Below are 540 nucleotides of genomic sequence, written 5' to 3'. Positions count from 1 at the left end.
TGAGCGTGTTATCTCACTAGCACAACTCCTTGCGGTATTTTGGGAAAAACACGACCCGACTCAAGGCATGCGCCAAGGTAACGATCTCGGCACACAATATCGATCTGCGATTTACACGTACTCTCAAGAGCAGCAAGAACTTGCTGAAAAATCAAAGCTTCAGTATCAACAAGCATTAGAAGCTGAGCTTCGCTCAACGATTACTACTGAGATCGTCCCTGCTGGGCCTTACTATTTTGCAGAAACCTACCATCAACAGTATCTTGCAAAGAATCCGGATGGCTACTGTGGCATAGGCGGCACAGGTGTTTGCTTCCCACCAAGCTTGCAAGGCTAATCAAACTGCACTGAAACGAGAAAGAGCGACCAAGGTCGCTCTTTTTAATCTTTCGTTTTTTGGGTTAATACGCCATGAATGGTTTAGGCGGATAATGATGAAATTGCTTGGTTTACTTCTTTAAAGACAGCCAGTCGCTTTTGATCTTTCACATCAGGAAGCAGCACTTTGCCATTATCAAAGCAGAAACTTCCCACTCCAAC

General features: G+C 44.8%; 2 protein-coding genes. One reads left to right on the top strand and one right to left on the bottom strand.

Annotated features, from left to right (window positions below; genetic code table 11):
• The coding region (gene msrA, locus R8N47_RS27835) for a peptide-methionine (S)-S-oxide reductase MsrA (protein ID WP_318186437.1) at window positions 1-337 on the top strand (337 nt) is incomplete at its 5' end.
• 83 nt (window positions 338-420) lie between these two features.
• Here the strand turns inward: msrA and R8N47_RS27830 are convergent.
• A partial coding sequence (locus tag R8N47_RS27830) for a DUF1107 family protein (protein ID WP_318186438.1) occupies window positions 421-540 on the bottom strand: 120 nt, incomplete at its 5' end.

This window comes from Vibrio sp. 2132-1 (genome assembly GCF_033344315.1).
The sequence above is the reverse complement of the archived record's forward strand: the minus strand, read 5'-3'. Positions and strand labels throughout refer to the sequence as shown.